Here is a 1,739-nt window from a genome sequence, read left to right on the forward strand (position 1 = left end):
CAAGCACCCCGCCTGGGGTTACCTCACTCCACTTGAGACACGGCAGCGGCACGAGCAAGACCACACCCTCGCAGCGTAAGAAACGAGTGTCCACATGGCATGGCTGCCAGCCATGCCGGTCTCGCACCCAGCCGTACAATACAACTCGCACCGTGACTACGAATACACGACGGGTGAATCCCGCCAATGAGCGCTGCATCGGTCACCTCGAGAACCGGAAGCTCCCCTCCTCCGCGTCTGTCCCGATAAGATGATTCCGCCGCCTCTATCTCGTGTGAATAGCGCGTTCGACACCGAGCCAGCATAGGGACAGGCTATTCAGTGCCTGTTATCGTCGGTCTGGACCAGGAGGTTAGATTGAGCGACAGAGACCGCGTGCACCATCCCTCCCTCGCTGCTCTTGATATACTGCGCCTGCCAGCAGGAACGTCACGCCGACGCCAGTTGAGCATAGTTCGTCAGGAGCTTGGTGCGGCACTGGAGAACGGCACGCTGCCCGTCGCTGCCTCTCAGAGCCTGCAAATACTCCTAGATGAACACGCGCTGCGTTGCTATATGCAAGTTGCCAAGACGGGTGCCCTGCGCAGTCGCATGGTTAACGGGGGGAAGCCGCCTACAGCGGTTGCGACAAACGCAGCGCGGCTGGACTGTCTGAACCTGATCCGAAGAGCGGCAGGGCTTTCACCATTGCCTCGGCAGATCTCTTTGCTTGTCGAGCCGCGTCTTACTCCCACCAACAGGCAGGTGAGCGCTCTACGCCAACGGCTCGCGGATGAAGTCACACACATCAGGTCGGCGGGGCACGCCCGCCTAGTCGCCGTGCTCGCCGTAATACTTGATACCCGATGTCGCACCGGCGAATTGGTAGCACAACGTATCGACGACCTTGGCGACGACCAGAGAAGTATCCGAATTATCCGCCGCCCCCAACATGGCACTCCTTTTGCACCAGCATACGAAACTATTTCCCTGTCACCGCTGAGCCGGGCAGCGATGGCTCAGTGGCTACCCGTCCGCGCCAAGCTGGTCGAGCGGCTACAGGGCGGCACGACGGCGCTATGGGTATCACTGGCTCACAATCATGCGGGAAATATTCACGACAACGGTCACCACACGCTCAGGATGCCAGGGATGCCCCTGCAACAACGTGGACTCATCCGCAGCTACCGTAACGGCCGTCACCGCTACCAACTCACCCACCTGCTCCCTCCCAAACCTGAACAACTGCGCCGGGCTCTCGAAGCGGAGCTATTTCTTTTCTGATTGGGATTGCAAGAGTGCCGGTGTGGCTTCGGTTATGGTGGTTTGCGTCTGTGGCCTTCGGGAGCATAACCGGGCTGTCCAGGGTGGGAGCCATTCCTGCGGGCATGGATGACCGGTTCCTGAAGGGGTTTATGGCTTAACAACCTTCCGTAGCTGAGGGGCATGGGAGGGAAGTGAAGGTCGTACGATGCCTCGTTCTGTGGGTCCGGCATGGATCGTGCGGGGGATCGGGATTCGGTGGCGGAGGTGGGGATCTGGGAGTGCACGAGGGCGCGCTGCAGGCCTGGGTTCACCGGGCCAGAGTCCGCGCGGGCGCGGGGGCCGCGAGCGCCGCCGCCTTGCCAATAACATGGTTCGAAAGGTAATTCGTCAGCGAACGGCACTGAACCTTTCTCATCCTGATCGCCAGGCGGTCTCGAGAGTGTGAACAGCGGCGACGATCTGGCTGATGGTGTTGGTGCTGCAGTGGGCGTTGC

General features: G+C 60.7%; 1 protein-coding gene. It reads left to right on the top strand.

The annotated features are described in order from the left end of the window. Positions 1 to 357 precede the first annotated feature (357 nt). On the top strand, positions 358 to 1,263 hold the full coding sequence (locus tag ACZ53N_RS37250) for a hypothetical protein (protein WP_469145119.1): 906 nt from the start codon (positions 358 to 360) through the stop codon (positions 1,261 to 1,263). Positions 1,264 to 1,739: the final 476 nt, after the last annotated feature.

The organism is Streptomyces sp. NPDC033229 (assembly GCF_055576875.1).